The organism is Paenibacillus sp. FSL L8-0470, from assembly GCF_038008625.1.
Taxonomy (GTDB): Bacteria; Bacillota; Bacilli; order Paenibacillales; family Paenibacillaceae; genus Paenibacillus_AQ.
Genome location: NZ_JBBOZM010000001.1, coordinates 1,439,254 through 1,454,836, shown reverse-complemented (window position 1 = coordinate 1,454,836; position 15,583 = coordinate 1,439,254). Strand labels below are relative to the sequence as shown.

Genomic DNA, 15,583 nt, shown 5'->3' with positions numbered 1-15,583 from the left:
CGTTGTTGCAAAAGCAGCGGACTGCCGGTCAGGCTCTGATCAGCCGCTCCCGCAGCCGTCCCCGTTGTCCATGCCCCCGTCAGAACCTGCGCTGAATTCCTCAAGTGAATACTGCAGAATCATCTGCGATCCTTTTGCACCACTCCTGCGCAGACCGTAATCCCGAAAACCGGCACGCAGATAGAGATTTCCTGCCGGGAGATTGCGCTCATTCACAGCCAGCACCACCTCACGGACTGCCGGAAAATGAATACGGACAAAACCCGGCAGCAAAGCCATTGCAGCCTTGGCAAACCCTTGTCCCTGGCTGGCATAGTCAACAAGGAACGCACGCAGCAGCAACGCTTCGGACCAATGGTTGTAGAAGTCGGCGATACCCTTTCCGGTATGCAGGATAAAAAAACCCACCGGCTTTTCTCCAGCCACAATAACAACCGGAACCTTCCCCTCGTCCTGCAAGGCACCATCTATAGTCTCCTCAGGCAAGCCGGTGAATTCAGCCTGCTCCGCAGGAAGCTGAAACGCCAGCAGCCCTTCCCGCAGCTTCTCTTCATACAAAGTCAATCTGACCGGAGGTTGCTTACTCATGGCTGGAAGAACCCTCCTTCTATAAAGGCAGTGTATAATACTGTGCCCGCTGGCTGTCATCCTGCTGGTACAGCACAATCAGCAGCGTGTTTCCTTCCACTCCTGCCTCAGCTTCGGCCACAGCCGTGGCCTTGTCATTTACCGCTACGGCTGCCGCTGCTGCGTTCGCTTCACCGATACTGCCAGACACACCACTCATCTCCACATTCGCTTCTGCATCAGCCAAGCCTTCATCGGCCCGCAGGCCGCTGATCGAATCCAGTACCGTCTCCAAGCGGAAAGGCAGCACTTCCAGCATCATGAACTTCTGCAGTTCACGTTCACTGTATCCGGCTTCCGCCAGCTGCGGGGATATCAATTCCGGATGAGCAGCAATACCCTTCATATGTTTGGACCAATCCGCTTTATCCAGCAAGACATCCCACCAGATTTTGCGCGGCTTATATTTGTGCCCCAGGAAATAATCAAGCTTCATCAGCCCGGTAATGATGTCCATAGCATCTGTCCCGCGATCTGTAAGGAAGGCATGCAGACGGGTGAACAAATCCTCCAGCTGGTGGCCGATCTTCTGCCAGCCCCGATCTTCCCAGTAATCCCCGAATTCCTGAAAGAAATCGAACGGCGACTGGAACACATGGCGGATCAGGTATTTCACCGTATGGTCGAGCCGATGGCTGTTCCAGTATTTCTCCAGCACATCCTCCAGCCGTTTGAGCCGGATAATATCGGAGAACGGCATCACATGGCTGCTGAGAATCTCATACGGGGCATGTTCCATATAGGTATAGTCATATTTGGCTGCCTGGGCACGCAGTCCGGTGCCGCGCAGCATTTTAAGGAACCCAAGCTGCAGCTCCTCCGGCTCCATGGCAAATACATCGTTGAAGGTTTTACGGAAAGTGGAATAATCCTCCATGGGCAGTCCGGCAATTAAATCGAGATGCTGATCGATGTTGCCGCTGGCTTTAATCTTCATCACCGTACGCGATAGCTTCGTGAAATTCTGGCGTCGTTTGACCAGCTCGTTGGTCTCGTCATTGGTGGACTGCACGCCAATCTCGAATCTAAAAACACCGGGAGGAGCGTTCTGGGCCAGAAAATCCAGGACCTCGGGCCGCATGATGTCCGCCGTAATCTCGAATTGGAACACGCAGCCCTGGTGGTTATCAATCAGAAACTGGAACATCTCCATGGCATAGCTGCGGTTGATATTGAAGGTACGGTCCAGAAACTTGATCACCTTGGCTCCGTTCTCGATCAGATACAGCAAATCGGATTTGACCCGTTCGATATCATAATAGCGTACGCCTACCTCAATGCTGGACAAGCAGAATTGACAGTTGAAGGGACAGCCCCTGCTGGTCTCAAAATAAACGATCCGCTTGCTGAGATCCGGCAGATCATCTGGAAACCGGTGCGGTGTCGGCAGTGTATTCAGATCCGTCTTCGGACGCGGCGGATTGACAATCAACTCCTCGCCCTTTCGGTAAGCCGCACCGTATACAAAATGGAACTTGCGCTCATCCCGCAATTCCTGCAGCAGATGGTGGAAGGTCTCTTCCCCATCGCCGTTTACGACAAAATCAATCCCTGCTTCCCGCTTCATCCAGTACAATGGCTCGTAAGACACCTCCGGCCCGCCTAGGACGATGGTGACCTCCGGCATCACCTGTTTGAGTATGCCAATCAGCTTGACAGTCTCCTCGATGTTCCATATATAACAGGAAAAGCCGATGACATCGGGCTTCTTCTGGAATAGGTCTGACACGATATTCATCACGGGATCTTTGATAGTGTATTCCGCCAGAAGGATATCTTCGAATTCATGCTCGCTGTACGCCTTCAGAAGACGGATGGCGAGCGAGGTATGGATATACTTGGCGTTTAATGTGGCCAGGACGATTCTCATGCCTGATAACCTTCTTTACATTTCATTTTGAAAAAACTCCAGAAACGGCTTGCCGTATTTCCGGTACTTCACTTCCCCGACACCCTTTACCCTCAGCATCTCCGCTTCGGTCTGCGGGCAAACCACACTCATCTCACGCAGGGTCGCATCATTAAAAATGATATAGGACGGGACATGCTCGCGTCCCGCCAGCTCGCGGCGGATCAGGCGCAGCTGCTCGAAGACCGTCTCATTGACGGCCGACGGCGAAAGATCCCGCGACCGGCTGCGGTCCCGCCCGCCGGAGGCTCCGCCGGTGCGTGAAGGACGGGCCACGCGCTGCTGCACCTCACGCTGGCCGCGCAGTACCTCGGCAGCCAGCGGCTGCAGCCGTACCACGGGATATTGGCCTTCTGTCAGGGCCAGATATCCCTCCGAGATCAGCACATTGATGCTCTCGGTAATCTCTTTCTCCGTACGGCTCGACATTGCGCCATGAGTCGGCAGCTGCTCGAAGCCGTATTGCAGCACCTTCTGGTTACGTGAGCCCTTGAGCACTGAAGCAACCAGCGCCACACCGTAACGTTCACGCATGCGGTGGATGCAGGAGAAAATCTTCTGCGCATCCACTGTCATGTCTACCAGTTCACGTTCATCCGTACAGGAGCTGCAGATGCCGCAGGGCTTGTCCCCGTGATCTTCACCGAAATAATTCAGCTGTGCGCTGCGCAGGCAGCGGGTGGTGTAGCAGTAATCGATCATCTGCTGCAGCTTGCGGTATTCATTGGCCTTGCGCTCCGGGTCCTGCGGATTCTGTTCAATCAGAAATTTCTGTGTCATAATGTCCTGTGCGCTGAAGAGCAGGATACACTCGCTCGGCTCACCATCCCGCCCGGCACGTCCGGCTTCCTGAACATAAGCTTCCATATTCTTCGGCATATTGTAATGGATGACATAACGTACGTTGGACTTGTCGATCCCCATCCCGAAGGCATTGGTGGCGACCATCACACGGATGTCGTCATACAGGAAACCTTCCTGGCTCTCTGCCCGTTCCTGGTCATTCATTCCGGCATGATAGCGTCCGGCAGCGATTCCCGAAGCCTGCAGTCTTTGATAGAGATCATCAACCTCTTTGCGGGTAGCCGCATATACAATACCCGGCTGATGAGAATGAGTAGCGGTATAATCCAGAACGAATTCGCGTTTGTTCTCCCCGCGCAGCACAGACATCGCCAGATTATCCCGGCCTAGCCCGGTCATGAAGACGCCCGGCTGGCGCAGACGCAGCAGCCGGACCATATCCTCCATGACCTCCGGGGTAGCGGTCGCGGTAAATGCGGCAAGAATCGGCCGCTGCGGCAGTTCCTCTACAAAAGGGGATACCGCGAGGTAGCTGGTGCGGAAATCATGGCCCCACTGGGATACACAGTGCGCTTCATCCACAGCCACACATGAGATGGATAGCCCCGCCATCTCTAACCGGAACCAGTCCAGCTCCAGCCGCTCGGGTGCAACATATAGCAGCTTCAGCTCACCACGGCGCGCAGCCCGGATGCGCTCATTCACTTCCTTGCCGCTTAAGGTGCTGTTGATATAGGCTGCCGGTATCCCCGCTGTGGTCAGCGCATCCACCTGATCCTTCATCAGCGAGATCAGAGGCGAGATGACCAGCGTCAGCCCCGGCTGCAGCAGCGCCGGAACCTGATAGCAGATCGATTTCCCGCCTCCGGTTGGCATGATGCCCAGCGTATCATGGCCTTCAAGCAAGCTCTCGACAATCTTTTTCTGGCCCTCCCGGAAGTCGGGATAGCCGTAATATTTTTGCAGTTCAGCCTGCGCCTGTTCCATAGTAGGTACTTGCATCTTCATATCTCTCAAAACTCCTTAGAACTTTCTCTCTTTAGTTTACCGGGCAAAAGACTATTGAGCAACAACCGGAGAGGTAAAACCGGAGGTTCATTTTCAAATGATTACATAAAAAACACCGTTCGAAGCAACACTTGATAGGTATCCGCAAATTTCCATTCTAGAAAATTGGCCGTTGTGCTGGGCTGGATCTATGGGACTCTCTCTATCCTCATTATTGACAGGCTAATTCTTGTTATGTAGGGACCCCTCCATAGTATTTCTTCACGGCCCATGGTATATTGAGGAATACAATATTAGAGGACGGAGAATGCAGGCATGAACACCAGACGAAATCCCAAAGAGGCAAGCAAACGGGGCGGCAAGCCCGGAGGCCCCTCCCAATCGCAGCCAAAATCAGGGGTAAGAAACCATAAATCAGGCGCTAAGCCTGGATTCACTGCCAAAGCGAAGGGACAGGCTGCCGTCAAAAGCTATTCCATAACTGAGCCCGCAGAGCTGCTGCCTTTTTTGCTTAGCGTAATCACTAACAAGGGACGGAACTCCGTCAAGTCACTGCTCGCCCGCGGACAGGTCTCCGTAAACGGCAAACCAATAACCCGGCACAATTTCCAGCTGCATCCGGGTCAGACTGTAACCATTGACCAAGAGAAGCAAGTACAGGCCAAAGAGATGACCCTGCTGACCATCGTTCATGAGGACGATGATCTGATTATTATACAGAAGGATGCAGGACTGCTCTCCATCGCCACCGGTGAAGACAACGAATTAACGGCATACCGCCAGCTGATGGAGCATGTCCGCCTCACCAATCCGCGCAACCGTATTTATGTCGTTCACCGGCTGGACCGTGATACTTCAGGCGTAATGATGTTTGCCAAAAGTGAAGCCATTCAGCAGAAGCTGCAAAATACGTGGAAGGAAACCGTAAAGGAACGTTCCTACGTGGCACTTGTGGAAGGGGCCGTCAAAAAGGCCGAAGGGACCATCAGCTCCTGGCTAAAGGAAACTTCGACCCTCAAAATGTATTCCAGTCCCCATGAAGGTGACGGGCTTCATGCCATAACTCATTACAAGCTCATTCAAGCCAACCGCCATTTCTCACTGCTGGAGGTACACCTGGAAACCGGACGCAAAAATCAAATCCGTGTGCATATGGCTGACATCGGCCACCCTATCGCCGGTGACAAGAAATACGGCGCAGAGACTAAGGCCGTAGGCCGCCTTGGCCTTCATGCCCGCGTGCTTTCCTTCGTTCATCCGACTTCGGGAGAACTGCTGACCTTTGAGAGCGCCATTCCCAAGACGTTCCTGAAATACACAGCCCCTGCGCCAACCAACTGATTCCTGTTCCTAAGTGGATTTGCAAAAAGACACCCTCCCGGGTGTCTTTCTTTGTGCTACTCGATCTTTCCGCCTTCAACGACCAAATCATCGGTGTAGCATCCGTATTTTGTGAATTTTCACTCTCATTCCCCACATGGTACAATGTAGAGAAAATCAAGAAGGTGCTTTCGGTGTTCCATCCTACTGTTTTTGAGAATATTAAGGTTTCCTTAGAGAATCAGATCTATGACTATGATAATCTGGATGGAATTCTGGTAGTCACGAACCGTTCCGATCTGCTGGACCTGGCATTGATGTCAAGGGAATTCACCCTTTCCTTCAAGCTGGCCGGCAGCAGCAAGGTAACAAGTGAACTGGTTCTCCGCTCGTCGGTGAAGGATCTCAGTGATGAAATACTGGAAGTCCCGGATTCCGTTCCTGGCTGTAATCTGCTGCTGCGTTTTCATTTGGAAATCGGGGATATCTCCACCCAATGCTCTGCCATCGAACAGATTCTCACCGGGATTTGGGGCCCGGAGCTTACTCCCGTACAATCACTAAGCTTCCCCTTCGGCAGCAATAGCGGCCTATACACCTGCTGCGTCTCTCTCGCATTCAAGAGACAAATTAATGAAGAGCAAATGGACGATCTGCCGGACCTGCTCGAGTTTCTGCTTAGAAGCGCTGAGGAACTGGAGAAGGTCTAATATCACAGTGAGGTGAAGCCATGTTGAAGTTCCTGCCTCCCGCCAAAAGCAATCGCTGGTTCGTCTGGTACCTGATTTATACCTTGATTCTCTGGCTGCTGCTGGCCCTGCACCGGTTTTGGCTGCTCGGGGAAAATTTCGACCTTCCGGTCTTTGCCCGTTTTGCGGCGCTCGCCCTTGTAGTCTCCGGAATTCTGCACAGCTTCGGGTGGTTCGGCGCCAAGCGGGTATGGTTGATCAGTACCATTGGCATTGTTTTCGGACTGGGCACCATGTATCAATACACTTACCAGGACATGTCCGGCTGGGAGGATCTTGCGGGATTCCTGTCTTTGATCGTGTTTACAGCGGGCGGCTTCGTTCTGGGTCTTATCACCGAAGGCAGTTATCTGCTGATCAGGAAACTGCGGAAACCTTAGTCCACGGGGTCCACAAGCGAAACAGATTGAATAATCTGAACAAATGATGAGGTGATATTGCCATGTCCACTTCCTATTTGACCAAAAAAGCGCTGGCCCAGTCGTTAAAGCACTTAATGGAGCACACCCCGCTCAATAAAATCTCGGTAAAACATCTTGTCGACGATTGCGGGCTGAACAGGCAGACGTTCTACTATCATTTTCAGGATATCTTTGAGCTGCTGGGCTGGATTTACAAGACGGAGGCGGTAGAGAGCATTGCTGAATACCGGAGCTACAACACATGGACAGACGGGTTCTACAGAATCTTTTGTTATATTGAAAGCAATACAACCTTCTGCTGCAATACGCTGGATTCTCTCGGCAGATCCCACCTTGATGCTTATCTGTACGACGTAACCAACGGCCTGGTTATGGGCGTCATTCAGGAGCTGTCAAGCGGAATGGAGGTTAGTGCCGAAGACAAGCGGTTCATCGCCAACTTCTACACTCTCGCCTTTACCGGGCTTATCATTCAGTGGATGCGCGACGGGATGAAGGATCAGCCGAAGCATATGATTGAGCAGCTCAGTGTGCTGATTGAAGGGAATTTTCTGAAGGCGCTGCATAAATACGAGAAGAAGCTGTCGTTACCTTAGGGTGCGCAGCTTTTTTGGCTAATTGGAACCAGTTGGCGATTCTATTGGGCAGGAATTGCACAAACGATGCGGAATTCAAGACTTTGGTGTGAAAAATATGCAAAAACCAGGAGGATATGATGACAGAGGACTTTTATTGCGATGAGGTATTGAACGGAAAAACCCAAGTCCATAAGGTGCTGGAGACGGAAAATGTGCTCGCTTATCATCACACAAGACCTTTTTATCCCGTTCATATCGTGGCCATCCCTAAGAAACATATTTCCTCATTGCTTACTCTAGAAGAAGGTGACAATGAATTACTCCTTGAGCTGTTGGAAGTCATTAAGCAGGTTGCCGCCATGGTAACCCAAGAGCACGGAGCTTGCAGAGTTCTCACAAACTTAGGTAATTATCAGGATTCCAAGCACCTGCATTGGCATATCGCCTTTGGCGACCGGCTGAGATAACTCACCTTTCTCGCAAACCCTGTAAATCACTGTAAAAAAACTATACACTTTGCCTAAAGTGACCAAAATCCATACACTCTGGCGGTTTTGATTATACCTTCTGGACCGGGCTAGGGTTACATTAGGGTTAGCAACAGCAATCAGCAACCCTATGGAGGCGAGTATTCAGTGAAAAGAGAGTACGGTAACCAACAGGTTTATTTTGTCGGCGGCGGGATTGCATCCCTTGCGGGTGCGGCATACCTCGTCAGAGACTGCGATTTTCCGGGAAAGAACATCCACATTATTGAAGAGATGAAGATCCTCGGCGGCAGCAATGACGGCGCAGGCAGTGTAGAGCATGGATATGTCATTCGCGGCGGACGGATGCTGAACGATGAAGCCTATGAGAATTTATGGGAGCTTCTCAACACCATCCCTTCGATCGACCATCCGGGAAAGTCCGTCCGGGAAGAAATTACCGAATTCGACGACGCCAACCCTACCCATTCCAACGCCAGACTTGTGAACAGCAAGGGTGAAGTTGAGGACGTATTGTCGATGGGCTTCGATATGGCCGACCGGCTGGCAATGGGCAAGCTGATTATTACACCAGAGGAAAAGATGGGCAAGGCCCGGATTAACGACTGGTTCGCTCCACACTTTTTCGAGACGAATTTCTGGTATATGTGGGCGACCACCTTCGCCTTCCAGCCTTGGCACAGCGCCATTGAGTTCAAAAGATACATGCTGCGCTTTATTCACGAATTCCCAAGAATTCAAACGCTCGAAGGTGTCACCCGCACACCTTATAATCAATACGATTCGATCATCCTTCCGCTGCACAAATATCTGGAGCCTTTCGGTGTAGACTTTACGCTGAAATGTACAGTAACTGACCTGCAGTTCAAAGACGGCGACGGCATTACCGTCACGAAGATGAACGTGCTGCGTCAAGGCGTGGAAGATGTCATTGAAGTGAAAGACGGCGATCTGGTTATCGTCACAAACGGCTCCATGACCGAAGGCTCCAGCCTCGGTTCGATGAGCACCGCACCGCGTCTCAACGGCAAAGGAAGCTCGTGGAAGCTCTGGGAGAACATTGCCGCCAAAAAACCTGGCCTCGGCAATCCATCCTCCTTCGACGATCATGTCGACGGCTCCAAGTGGGAATCGTTCACCGTTACATTCGAAGACTCCAAATTCTTTGATCTGATGGAGAAATTCACACGTAACCGGGCCGGCACCGGCGCGCTCGTCACCTTCAAGGATTCGAGCTGGTTCATGTCTGTAGTGCTGGCGTTCCAGCCGCATTTCCGCGATCAGCCTGAGCATGTTACGGTATTCTGGGGCTATGGGCTGTATCCTGACAAGGTGGGCGATTTCGTCAAGAAGAAAATGAGCGACTGTACCGGGGCAGAAATCATGGAAGAGCTGATCGGACATCTGCACTTTGAAGAGCATAAAGCCGAGATTATGGCAACCGCCAACTGTATCCCGTGCATGATGCCGTATATTACTTCCCAGTTCATGCCGAGACTCGGCAGCGACAGACCGCTGGTCGTGCCAGAGGGCTCTACCAACCTCGCATTTGTCGGTCAATATTGCGAAATTCCGGACGATGTGGTGTTCACCGAGGAATATTCCGTCAGAGCGGCCAGAATCGCCGTCTACACCCTGCTCGGCATCAACCGTCCGGTTGAGCCAATCAATCAGTACCAGTATGATGTTCGGACGTTACTTTCGAGCCTTGTGACTTCATTAAGATAATAAAATCATAGATAATCAAGAAACCTCTCCCTTGATCGGGACTGACCCCCGTACATGAGACAGGGATCAAAACACCTTGCAAGTTTAAGCAGCCAGTCGCCGGAACTCCACTGGCGACTGGTTATTTAGTTTCGCTTGAATTCGAATTGAGTTATAGTAAGTAATGTAGTCTCGAACGGTCTGTTCAACGATTGCCGTCGTTGTACACGTGAGATCTTCGAGGTAGAACGTTTCAGACTTTAGGGTGGAATGAAACGATTCGATGGGGGCATTATCAGCGGGCGTTCCCTTGCGGGACATGCTCATGGTAATGCCTTTTCCTTTTACTGCAGCCTGGTACACCTGAGACGTGTACACGCTGCCTTGGTCGCTATGAAGCAGCATATTTGCCCGTTTTGGAAGTTGATTCAGCGTATCCAAAACCAAAGACGTGTCTTGCTTGTCCGCTATACTGTAAGCCACAATCTCCCCATTGTACAGGTCCAGAATGCTCGAGAGGTACAACATCTTGCCTCCAAACGGTAAATAGGTAATGTCCGTGACGAGCTTTTGCAGATGCCCCTCTGCATGGAATTGCCGCTTTAGCAGATTTTCTACTGGATGTGCGGGCTGCCCCGTGGTCTTGCGTTTCTTCATCCTTACGCGGCACTGTAGCCCTTCACGCTGCATAATCTGTTGAACACGTTTGTGGTTTATGGATTCTTCTGCCCGAAGGAGTGCAGTGATTTTCCGGTACCCATATCGGAATTTATGCTGTGCGCAAACCTGCCTTATCTTCTCTACTGTAGCATCTGAACGCTCGGTTTCTACGGCTGCTTTCCAGCGGTAGTAGGTGGCTCTTGCAATCCCAAGCCATGCGCAGGCCTCAGTCACCGTTACTTCTTCTCGAATGGACTCGATCCAGGCAATGACGATTTGTGGTTCCACCCCCTTTCCAGTTCCCTGTACTTTTTTAGCACGTCCAATTGCTGCTTTAAGAATCGGTTCTCCGCCTTTACTTTTTCTAGCTCCGTAGAGTGTTCTGGACCTTTTCCGTAGCTGTACTGTTTACCCACGGGCTGCTCCAGACGATGTACTTCGCCTTTTCGATACCATCTCATCCATGTCTTTAACTGTGTCTTGTTCCGTATTCCGAGTTGCTCCATTACCTCTCTTACCGGAACTCCTGCCAATCTCATCTCGATGGCTTTCATCTTTAATTCTACCGGGTAACTCACTCTAGTTGCCAACGCAAAAACACCTCCAAGATTATCTCCCTATCTTACGACAGGGTTCCATTCTCTTGAAGGTGTTTTGATATGTCTCACGTTACGGGGTCAGTCCCATCACGCAAGGGAGAGGTTTCTTTGTGCATTCGGGTAACTATGGGGGTATGGACCCTAACGCGCTCAATCAGATGCTGCAAGAACCGTCATCGCAGCCTTCGGCATCCGGTGCCTGTGACTGTGGTTTGCCTACAACCTGCAGTACCGGAGCGGTCTTCTCCTCCGCCCATACTGTCTCCAGCACCTCGGAAAATACCGGGCCGGGCTGTGCACCGGATACCGCATATTTATTGTTGAAGACGAAGAAGGGTACACCGGTAATGTTCAGGCGTTGCCCTTCTTCAATATCTTCATTCACTTCAGCCGCGTAGGCATCGCTTTCCAGCATCGCTGCGGTTTCGGCAGCGTCCAGTCCAACCTCGCCGGCCAGCGAAACCAGAACACTGCGCTCTCCAATATTAACCGTATCGGTAAAATAAGCGCGCAGCAGCCGCTCGGTCATTGCCGCTGCCTTTCCTTGAGCAGCGGCATAATGGCTCAACCGGTGGCTGTCGAAGGTATTGGTATGCACCACCGTATCGAAGTTGAACTCCAGGCCGACACCTCTGGCTTGCTCCGCCAGCTGTTCGTTCATCGCTTTGGCCTTCTCGCGGGTCATACCGTATTTGGCGGCCAGCTGATCATGAATATCCCTGCTTGCATCTGCACGGGCATTCGGATCCAGCTGAAAGCTGCGGTACACCACTTCCACCTTGTCGCGGTCAGGAAATTGGCTCAGCGCGTGTTCAAGCCGTCTTTTGCCGATATAACAGAACGGACAGGCGTAATCGGACCATATATCTATTCTCACATTGAATTCCTCCTAATGGGATTGTGAATACATTGATATTACCATTAACAAATAATACGTCACTTACAATTATATAGTTAAAAACCAAAAAACACAAATGCTAAATAAAAGTAAACGAAAGTGGTATATACGCCCTACTTATGGGGGAGTAAAATTAGATCAACACGTACTTTCGGTGCTTTACCTCATTACTACTATTACTAGCGGACGATAGGCGTCCCAGAAGGAGCCAGCGGCATGCATGATGTGTCTATAGTAATTCCCACGCGCAACCGGATCAGCGATCTTACGCTGTGTATTGAATCCATCGGCAGGCAGACAGAGCTGGAAGACGTCTCGATCGAGCTATTGATTGTTGATGATGGCGATATTGAGGAGAATGTCCTGGACTATTTGCGCAAGGTGCTGGCGCAGATGCCAAGTGCTGAGCTGCGTTATTACCGCAAAACCAAACCTGGCGTCTGGCTCTCCCGTTACGAAGCGCTGAACCTGATCGACGGAGACATTGTGCTCAGCTTCGATGATGACGCCGAGCTGGATGATCCGCTGTATATCCGCCGGATGCTGGACACCTATGCGGCCGATCCGGCGATTGTCGGAGTAGGCGGCATCGCCAAAGGCCTCTCCAGCAGCAAATCCGGCAAGCTGCTCGGCGTGCTTACCTGCCAAATGTCGGCTTCGCCCGGCAGACTGTCGGCCAGCACGCTGGCAGGCTCACTGCTGCTCTGGGGAGAAACGGAGGATACCTTTGAAACGGATTTCTTCCACGGCTGCAATATGTCTTTCAAACGTGAGGCGCTCAGGGATATGAAACCTTACCCCTGGATGACCAGCTATGCCGTGGCTGATGATATTTATATGTGCCATCTGGCCAGCAAATACGGCAAGCTTGTAATCAACCCGGATATGAAGATTACCCATCATGAATCCCCAAGCTCCCGTGATAAAGCGGGACGCGTCGCCCGTGCAACCGCGGTGAACCATTATTACCTGCTCAATCTGCGCAAGGCCCCGGTGAAGAACTACGCTGCCCTGCTGTGGACGCTGACTTATTTGACCGGCAAATCAACTCTGAAGCGCAACTTCAATGCGGTTTCAGGCTATATCAGCGGCATCCTCTTTGTACTGAATCCCCGCAAGAATAAATACAGCGAATATATGCTGGACTAACGCTCCCCACACAAACTTCATAATGGACAACAGCAGAAACACCTGCCTGCCCTTTCGGGAAGCGGGTGTTTCTGCTGTTTCTGCGGACTGCTTCTTCCTGTCTTCTTAATCCGCAAAATGTCATGAAAGTAGTATCCATTGCCATTCTTTCTGGGGTATGATAGTAAAGATGAGTTCAAGAAACTACTTTTATGGATGGTGGAATATGTTTAAAAACAAAAAAACGACGCTAATTCTGGTCGCTATCGTCATCATTATCGTTGCCGTTGTCGGCGGCATCTGGATGCTTACAGGCAACAAAGATAAAGACGCTGCCAGTACTTCCGATACCCCAGGCGTTGCAAAAGTTTCGGAACAAGGCGGAACGAAATCCCTTGAGCAGACTTTTTACATTTATAATACTGTCGTTAACATTAAGGTCTTCGGTGATCATGCCGAGCAGAAAAATATGGACGACATTCAGGCCATGCTGGAACGGATGGATATAGAGTTCAGCCGCACTAAGGAGAATGGAGAAATCTTCGCGGTCAACCAGGCTGCAGGCAAGGAAGCTGTTACTGTATCTGATGAAACCCTGCACATTGTCAAGCTTTCGATTAAATATGCCGAAGAGATGGACGGGCTGTTCGATCCGACGATCGGTCCGCTGGTGGATCTGTGGAATATCGGCAACGGCGGCAAGCAGGTTCCTCCGCAAGCAGATATCGAACAAGCCAAGAGCCTGACCAATTACAAGGACATTATTGTAGATGAAGCCGCGAAGACTGTTAAGCTGGCTAAAGAAGGCATGGTGCTCGATATGGGCGGAATCGGCAAAGGTTATGCCGCTGACCGGATCGCCGATTATTTGAAGGAGCAAGGTCTGGACAGCGCGATGATCAACCTCGGCGGCAGCAGCATCATTGCCCTCGGCAACAAGCCGAATGGATCACAGTGGAACATCGGCCTGCAGGACCCCGATCAGGCCCGCGGCACACAGCTGGGCACCATCAAGATTTCCAATGAGGTCATCGATGCTTCCGGCGTTTATGAGCGTTACTTCATGCAGGATAATGTCCGCTATCACCATATACTTGACCCGCGTACAGGGTTTCCTTCCCAGAACGGCTTAAAGAGTATTACAATTATGAGCCCGAACGCAACGGATGCAGATGCCTTGTCCACCGGCGTATTCCTGATGGGGCTTGAGGAAGGCATGGCCTACCTTGAAGCTCTGCCGGAGGACGTGGAAGCCTTCTTCATTACCGATGACAACAAAATCTATGCCACTCCAGGCATTAGAGAGAGACTACAGCTCACGGATCCAACGTATAGCTTTGCGGAGTAACTAAGAAGAAGATAAGGGGCTTTCATAATCCGAAGCCTATATCCCCTTGTCTTTCGGAACCATAGAACGAATAAGCGGCGGAGCTGAGGCTCCGCCGCTTATTCGTATTCCGTATCGCTTACTCCTCAGATCAGCGGAAGCTCGCTGAATTCTTGGTAACTGGCAAAGGTGAAGCTTGGGCTATGACCGGTTCCCGGCTGTCTGCCGCGCGGATTGTACCAGCATACTTTCCAGCCTGCTGCAAGCGCGCCAACTACATCATTGTCCCAGGTATCTCCGACATACAGCGAGTTCTCCGCTGTTGTTCCGCTCACGCGGTTAACATGGGCAAAGATCTCCGGGTCCGGCTTGGCCAGCCCAACGGCATCCGAGATGAAGATCATCTCTTCCGGAATCAGCTTGTCGATGCCAAGTCCGCGCAGCTTGCTCATCTGGTGAGCCTTCGGGCCATTGGTAATAATCCCAACCTTGTGCCCAAGAGCGATGAACCGCCGCAGCTGCTCTTCTACACCGTCTATGAACTGAATGGAATACTGCCGGCCAATGTAGGACGCCTGAACTTGGGCTGCCTGCTCCCGGCTAAGGTCCATCCCGTATTCGGCAAAAGCCAGCTCCAGACGCTGCACCCGCGTCTCCTCCAGCTCAAGCTCACCCCGCAAATACTTTGGCCAGAGCTGGTCACTGTGATGCCTCACTTTATAAAATAGCTCCGCATAGTCCAGGCTGTCCTCATCCGGGGCCAAAACCTCGCGTACCGCTTCCCGGAAAGGCACCAAATGATCGTACAAAGTATCATCCAAATCAAAAAAAACCGCCAGTTTATTGCTGTTATCCATAATAACGCCCCTTACTATTCCTGCTTGGTATTCAAAAATAGATTATAAGTGTAGAACTCATCATCCCGGACATAGCCTTTCGCAACGTATAGACGCTGCGCAGTAGTATTATCTGTCATCGTAGTCAAGGTCAGCCCTTTGCTTCCAGTGCTCAAAGCGAACTCCCGGGCACCGTCCAGCAGTAAGGAGCCCAAACCCTGTCCGCGCAGCTCCGCGGCCACATACAGATCATTCAGTATCCAGAGCCGCTGCATGCTCACCGAGGAGAAGGATGGATAGAGCTGGGCAAACCCTCCGGCCTGCTTATTAGCGCCGTTCCCCGTTACAGCCATCCAAATTGCGGACTCATCCGCCTCCAGTCTGGCCTTCAGGAAAAACTGGACGCCTTGAAGATCGGAAACCTGACCATAATACACGCGATATTCATCAAACAACAGAGCTATCTGTTCAAGGTCTTCAAGGCCAGCACGTTCCAAACGATACTCCGGCATCATCATTCCAA

General features: G+C 51.4%; 15 protein-coding genes. 8 read left to right on the top strand and 7 right to left on the bottom strand.

Features of this window, described 5'->3' with window-relative positions:
• Positions 1-39 precede the first annotated feature (39 nt).
• Genes NST99_RS06755 through recQ form a run of 3 tightly spaced genes read right to left on the bottom strand, consistent with a single transcriptional unit; the run spans position 40 to position 4,348 of the window.
• A complete protein-coding gene (locus NST99_RS06755; protein ID WP_341090554.1) occupies positions 40-588 on the bottom strand; it encodes a GNAT family N-acetyltransferase in 549 nt (182 codons plus the stop codon).
• 19 nt (positions 589-607) lie between these two features.
• Complete coding sequence (locus NST99_RS06750; protein WP_341090552.1) at positions 608-2,497, bottom strand: B12-binding domain-containing radical SAM protein; 1,890 nt, start codon at positions 2,495-2,497, stop codon at positions 608-610.
• Positions 2,498-2,512: 15 nt separating this feature from the next.
• Positions 2,513-4,348 carry a DNA helicase RecQ gene (recQ, locus tag NST99_RS06745; RefSeq protein ID WP_341090551.1) on the bottom strand — a complete coding sequence of 612 codons (1,836 nt, stop codon included), beginning with the start codon at positions 4,346-4,348 and terminating at the stop codon, positions 2,513-2,515.
• A 315-nt stretch (positions 4,349-4,663) separates the two neighbouring features.
• Here recQ and NST99_RS06740 point away from each other — a divergent pair, with 315 nt between their 5' ends.
• From NST99_RS06740 to NST99_RS06715, 6 genes are all read left to right on the top strand, one after another.
• Positions 4,664-5,689 (top strand): RluA family pseudouridine synthase, encoded by a 1,026-nt coding sequence (locus tag NST99_RS06740; protein WP_341090550.1) that lies wholly within the window; start codon positions 4,664-4,666, stop codon positions 5,687-5,689.
• Between the two features lie 53 nt (positions 5,690-5,742).
• Positions 5,743-6,378 (top strand): hypothetical protein, encoded by a 636-nt coding sequence (locus tag NST99_RS06735; protein WP_341090548.1) that lies wholly within the window; start codon positions 5,743-5,745, stop codon positions 6,376-6,378.
• A gap of 20 nt (positions 6,379-6,398) precedes the next feature.
• Positions 6,399-6,797 carry a hypothetical protein gene (locus tag NST99_RS06730; protein WP_341090547.1) on the top strand — a complete coding sequence of 133 codons (399 nt, stop codon included), beginning with the start codon at positions 6,399-6,401 and terminating at the stop codon, positions 6,795-6,797.
• A gap of 62 nt (positions 6,798-6,859) precedes the next feature.
• Entirely contained in the window at positions 6,860-7,435 is a 576-nt protein-coding gene (dhaS, locus tag NST99_RS06725) for a dihydroxyacetone kinase transcriptional activator DhaS (protein WP_341090545.1), read from the top strand.
• Positions 7,436-7,551: 116 nt separating this feature from the next.
• Complete coding sequence (locus NST99_RS06720) at positions 7,552-7,884, top strand: HIT domain-containing protein (RefSeq protein ID WP_341090544.1); 333 nt, start codon at positions 7,552-7,554, stop codon at positions 7,882-7,884.
• Between the two features lie 168 nt (positions 7,885-8,052).
• On the top strand, positions 8,053-9,633 hold the full coding sequence (locus NST99_RS06715) for an oleate hydratase (protein ID WP_038587216.1): 1,581 nt from the start codon (positions 8,053-8,055) through the stop codon (positions 9,631-9,633).
• Between the two features lie 84 nt (positions 9,634-9,717).
• Here the strand turns inward: NST99_RS06715 and NST99_RS06710 are convergent.
• Together NST99_RS06710 and NST99_RS06705 are read right to left on the bottom strand one after the other, a co-directional pair.
• A protein-coding gene (locus NST99_RS06710) for an IS3 family transposase (RefSeq protein ID WP_341090542.1) occupies positions 9,718-10,862 on the bottom strand; the annotation gives its coding sequence in 2 pieces (ribosomal slippage) (positions 9,718-10,589 and positions 10,589-10,862; 1,146 coding nt in all).
• A 163-nt stretch (positions 10,863-11,025) separates the two neighbouring features.
• On the bottom strand, positions 11,026-11,748 hold the full coding sequence (locus NST99_RS06705) for a DsbA family oxidoreductase (protein WP_341090540.1): 723 nt from the start codon (positions 11,746-11,748) through the stop codon (positions 11,026-11,028).
• 237 nt (positions 11,749-11,985) lie between these two features.
• Between NST99_RS06705 and NST99_RS06700 the strand changes: the two genes are divergently transcribed.
• Positions 11,986-12,918, top strand: a complete 933-nt coding sequence (locus NST99_RS06700; protein WP_340894262.1) for a glycosyltransferase — start codon at positions 11,986-11,988, stop codon at positions 12,916-12,918.
• 205 nt (positions 12,919-13,123) lie between these two features.
• On the top strand, positions 13,124-14,245 hold the full coding sequence (locus NST99_RS06695; protein WP_341090538.1) for an FAD:protein FMN transferase: 1,122 nt from the start codon (positions 13,124-13,126) through the stop codon (positions 14,243-14,245).
• Positions 14,246-14,370: 125 nt separating this feature from the next.
• Here the strand turns inward: NST99_RS06695 and NST99_RS06690 are convergent, their stop codons facing one another.
• The gene (locus NST99_RS06690) at positions 14,371-15,081 is read right to left on the bottom strand and encodes an HAD family hydrolase (protein WP_341090536.1); all 711 of its coding nucleotides are present in this window, start codon (positions 15,079-15,081) and stop codon (positions 14,371-14,373) included.
• Between the two features lie 14 nt (positions 15,082-15,095).
• Positions 15,096-15,572 (bottom strand): GNAT family N-acetyltransferase, encoded by a 477-nt coding sequence (locus NST99_RS06685; protein WP_341090534.1) that lies wholly within the window; start codon positions 15,570-15,572, stop codon positions 15,096-15,098.
• Between the last annotated feature and the right edge of the window lie 11 nt (positions 15,573-15,583).

Coding starts and splice junctions, on each gene's coding strand:
- NST99_RS06690 (WP_341090536.1), bottom strand. CDS start 15,081: ATGGATAACAGCAATAAACTGGCGGTTTTTTTTGATTTGGATGATACT.
- NST99_RS06700 (WP_340894262.1), top strand. CDS start 11,986: ATGCATGATGTGTCTATAGTAATTCCCACGCGCAACCGGATCAGCGAT.
- NST99_RS06755 (WP_341090554.1), bottom strand. CDS start 588: ATGAGTAAGCAACCTCCGGTCAGATTGACTTTGTATGAAGAGAAGCTG.
- NST99_RS06740 (WP_341090550.1), top strand. CDS start 4,664: ATGAACACCAGACGAAATCCCAAAGAGGCAAGCAAACGGGGCGGCAAG.
- NST99_RS06695 (WP_341090538.1), top strand. CDS start 13,124: ATGTTTAAAAACAAAAAAACGACGCTAATTCTGGTCGCTATCGTCATC.
- NST99_RS06730 (WP_341090547.1), top strand. CDS start 6,399: ATGTTGAAGTTCCTGCCTCCCGCCAAAAGCAATCGCTGGTTCGTCTGG.
- NST99_RS06685 (WP_341090534.1), bottom strand. CDS start 15,572: ATGCCGGAGTATCGTTTGGAACGTGCTGGCCTTGAAGACCTTGAACAG.
- recQ (WP_341090551.1), bottom strand. CDS start 4,348: ATGAAGATGCAAGTACCTACTATGGAACAGGCGCAGGCTGAACTGCAA.
- NST99_RS06750 (WP_341090552.1), bottom strand. CDS start 2,497: ATGAGAATCGTCCTGGCCACATTAAACGCCAAGTATATCCATACCTCG.
- NST99_RS06720 (WP_341090544.1), top strand. CDS start 7,552: ATGATGACAGAGGACTTTTATTGCGATGAGGTATTGAACGGAAAAACC.
- dhaS (WP_341090545.1), top strand. CDS start 6,860: ATGTCCACTTCCTATTTGACCAAAAAAGCGCTGGCCCAGTCGTTAAAG.